The organism is Pseudomonas sp. NMI760_13, assembly GCF_021283245.1.
Lineage (GTDB): Bacteria > Pseudomonadota > Gammaproteobacteria > Pseudomonadales > Pseudomonadaceae > Aquipseudomonas > Aquipseudomonas peradeniyensis.
Genome location: NZ_JAJSRC010000064.1, coordinates 1 through 4,054 on the forward strand (window position 1 = coordinate 1; position 4,054 = coordinate 4,054).

A 4,054-nucleotide genomic window follows, 5' to 3' on the forward strand; every position below is an offset into this window, starting at 1 on the left:
TATTGAACTGTCAGGAGCTGGCTGCACAACAGCCATTACGCCCAATCAACTGGTGCAGTCGTCTTCTGAAAATGACAGGACGGTAGCTTGTCGCAAGTCTTAGGACATACGCGACAAAACAAGACAGTTTCAGCGCAAACAAAAAAGGCGGCCAACTGGCCGCCCTTTCTGTTCCTGGTACTGCTTAGATTTGCTGTTTCTTTGCAGCTTCAACCATCACCCGGCCCAGTGCCACGTCATGCTGTGCCTTCAGGGGCGAATAGAGAAAACGGAAAAAATCGTACGCTAAGGTTTTCCGGGCAGCCTTAGCGGCCGAAACTTCCCGTCCTCCAGCCTGCGGCTCTGCCGCCAGACATAATCGCCGGTCAGGTTGATGTGCTCCCACCCCAGCGGCGACAGGTACTGCAGCAGCTCGCCATCCACCGACTTCCCCGCTTCGCCCATCGCCTGGGTGGCGCGTTCCAAGTACACCGTGTTCCACAGCACGATGGCGGCCGTCACCAGGTTGAGACCGCTGGCCCGGTAGCGCTGCTGCTCGAAGCTCCGATCCCTGATTTCGCCGAGGCGGTTGAAGAACACCGCCCTGGCCAGGGAGTTGCGCGCCTCGCCCTTGTTCAGTCCGGCATGCACGCGGCGACGTAGCTCTACGCTTTGCAGCCAGTCGAGGATGAACAGTGTGCGCTCAATCCGGCCCAGTTCGCGCAAGGCCACGGCCAGACCGTTCTGGCGCGGGTAGCTGCCGAGCTTGCGCAGCATCAGCGAGGCAGTGACGGTGCCCTGCTTGATCGAGCTGGCCAGGCGCAGGATGTCGTCCCAGTGGGCGCGGACATGCTTGATGTTCAGGGTACCGCCAACCATTGGGCGCAATGTCGGGTAGTCCTGGACGCTATTCGGAACATACAGCTTGGTTTCGCCGAGGTCGCGGATGCGCGGTGCGAAGCGGAAGCCCAGCAGGTGCATCAAGGCGAAGACGTGATCGGTGAAGCCAGCCGTGTCGGTGTAGTGCTCCTCAATCCGTAGGTCGGACTCGTGGTACAGCAAGCCGTCGAGCACATAGGTGGAATCGCGCACGCCGACATTCACCACGCGGGTGCTGAACGGTGCGTACTGGTCGGAGATATGGGTGTAGAACAGCCGCCCCGGCTCGCTGCCGTACTTCGGGTTGACGTGCCCGGTGCTTTCGCCCCGACCGCCCGCCCGGAAGCGCTGGCCATCGGAAGAAGAGGTCGTGCCGTCGCCCCAGTGAGCGGCGAAGGTATGACGGTACTGGTGGTTGACCAGCTCGGCTAGGGCCGCCGAGTAGGTTTCGTCTCGGATGTGCCAGGCTTGCAGCCAGGACAGCTTGGCGTAGGTCAGGCCGGGGCTCGACTCGGCCATCTTGGTCAGCCCGAGGTTGATCGCATCGCCCAGGATCGCTGACAGCAGCAATGTCCGGTCTTTGGCCTCGGCACCGTCCTTCAGGTGGGTGAAGTGGCGGCTGAAGCCCGTCCAGTCGTCCACGTCCATCAGCAGTTCGGTGATCTTGATGCGCGGCAGCAACTGGCTGGTCTGGTCGATCAGCGCCTGCGCGGTATTGGGCACCGCGGAATCCAGTGGGGTGATCTTCAGCCCTGACTCGGTGAGGATGGCATCGGGCAGCTCGTTGTCCTTGGCCAGGCGGGTGACGGTGGCCAGCTGCTCGTCCAGCAGCTGCAAGCGCTCTTCCAGGTACTGGTTGCTGTTCGGGTTGATCGCCAGGGGCAGAGCCTGCGCATGCTTGAGCGCGGCGAACCTCTCTGCCGGCAGCAGGTAGTCGTCGAAGTCGCGGAACTGCCGCGAGCCCTTGACCCAGATGTCGCCGGAGCGCAGCGCGTTCTTCAGCTCTGACAGGGCGCAGATTTCGTAGAAGCGCCGGTCGAGGCCTTCCGGGGTTATCACTAGCGGCCTCCAGCGCGGCTTGATGAAGGCGGTGGGCGCATCGGCCGGCACCTTGCGCAGGTTGTCGGCGTTCATCTCGCGCAGGGTCTGCACGGCCGCCAGCACGCCTTGCGCAGCCGGGGCGGCGCGCAGTTCCAGCACCTCCAACAAGGCCGGCGTATAGCGGCGCAGGGTGGCGAAGTTCTCGCCAACCAGGTGCAGATGGTCGAAGCCCTCCGGCCGGGCCAGCAGCTCGGCCTCGCTGACGCTCTCGGTGAACTCGTCCCAGGGAATCACCGCCTCGATGGCGGCGTAGGGATCGCTGCCGCTTTCCTTGGCCTCCAGCAGGGCCTGGCCGATCTTGGAGTACAGGCGCACCTTGTCGTTGATCGCCTTGCCTTGCTTCTGGAACTGCTGCTGATGCTTGTGCTTCGCGCCGCTGAACAGCTTGACCAGGATGCGGTCGTGCAGATCGACCAGCTCATCAATCACGGTCGCCGTACTCTCCAGCACCACGGCGGCCAGGGTCGCGTAGCGCCGCTGCGGCTCGAACTTACCGAGGTCTTTGGGCGTCATCTGCCCACCCTCGCGGGCCAGCTTGAGCAGGCGGTTCTGGTGGATGTGCCGGCCCAGAGCTTCGGGCAAATCCACCAGCTGAAATGTCTTCAGCCGCTCGATGTGTTCGAGCATGTGCCGGGAGTTCGGTTTTAGTGGGGCCTGCCGCAACCAGGTCAACCAGGTGATGCTGCTGCCGGCCTTGAGCTTCAACAGCTCGTCCAGCTTGGCCCGATGCGAGTCCGTGAGTGGTTCGACCAGGGCGCGGTAGACCCGGCGATTGGCCCGCGCAATGGCTTCCGAGCAGGCCCGGTCAATCACGCTCAGCGCCGGCAGGATGCGCCGCTTCTGCCGCAGACTCTCCAGCGCCTGGCCGGCCAGCAGCAACCCCTTGTCGGTCTGCTGGGCCAACTCGGTCAGCTCGCGCACCAGGGCGCGGAAGTCGGACAGGCCGAACGGGGCCAGTTGTAGGTAGGTGCGCAGTTCCTGGGCGTGCTCGCGGCGAGTCACGTCGCGTTCGCCGTATTTCGCCCAACTCGTTGGGTCGACCTGAACTTGCTTGGCCACCCACTGGATGACCGGCTCGGGCAACTCGCTGTCGCTGCCCAGCGCATAGCCTGGATATCGCAGCAGGCTGAGCTGCACCGCGAAGCCCAGGCGGTTGGCGTCGCCGCGCCGCTGGCGGATCAGCGACAGGTCGGAGTCGTTGAAGGTGTAGTAGCGGATCAGGTCATCCTGGCTTTCCGGCAACGCGAGCAGGGTATCCCGCTCCGTAGCCGAGAGGATCAAGCGACGCGGCATGTATCAATCGTCCGTGCGTAGGTACTGGTAGAGAGTTTCCCGGCTGATGTTGAACTCGCGGGCAAGCTGCGCTTTGGGCTCTCCGACTGACGCCCGCTGACGCAGGGTAGCAGCCTGCTCGTCGGACAGGGCCTTCTTGCGGCCCCGGTACGCGCCGCGCTGCTTGGCCAGGGCGATGCCCTCCCGTTGCCGCTCACGGATCAGGGCGCGCTCGAACTCGGCGAAGGCCCCCATCACCGACAGCATCAGGTTGGCCATCGGCGAGTCATCGCCGGTGAACACCAGGCCCTCTTTCAGGAACTCGATACGCACGCCGCGCTGGGTCAGCTTCTGCACCAGGCGTCGCAAGTCATCGAGGTTACGGGCCAGGCGATCCATGCTGTGCACCACAACGGTGTCGCCCTCGCGGACGAAGCCGAGCATGGCCTCCAGCTGGGGACGCTGGGTGTCCTTGCCCGAGGCTTTGTCGGTGAACAGCTTGCCGACCTCGACTTGCTCAAGTTGCCGCTCCGGATTCTGATCGTAACTGCTGACCCGGACATAACCGATGCGTTGTCCCTGCAAGATGCCTCCATGGGCTGTAGGGCTTACGTTGGTTTTTGGTTCCATTGCGCCCGAAGCCTTGAATTTGTCAGGCTGAAATCTATGACCTTGGCAAGCATGTGTCAAAGAATGTGAAAGCGGACTCTATTCTGACGGCGCGGTGCGGCCTTGCCTGACATCCATGTCATTTTCAGAAGACGACTGCACCAGTTGATTGGGCGTAATGGCTGTTGTGCAGCCAGCTCCTGACAGTTCAATA

General features: G+C 63.0%; 2 protein-coding genes. Both read right to left on the reverse strand.

The features are described from left to right. Positions 1-285 precede the first annotated feature (285 nt). On the reverse strand, positions 286-3,252 hold the full coding sequence (locus LU671_RS29040) for a Tn3 family transposase (RefSeq protein WP_032495636.1): 2,967 nt from the start codon (positions 3,250-3,252) through the stop codon (positions 286-288). Positions 3,253-3,255: 3 nt separating this feature from the next. Further along, entirely contained in the window at positions 3,256-3,816 is a 561-nt protein-coding gene (locus LU671_RS29045; RefSeq protein ID WP_034115140.1) for a recombinase family protein, read from the reverse strand. Positions 3,817-4,054: the final 238 nt, after the last annotated feature.

Coding starts and splice junctions, on each gene's coding strand:
- LU671_RS29040 (WP_032495636.1), bottom strand. CDS start 3,252: ATGCCGCGTCGCTTGATCCTCTCGGCTACGGAGCGGGATACCCTGCTC.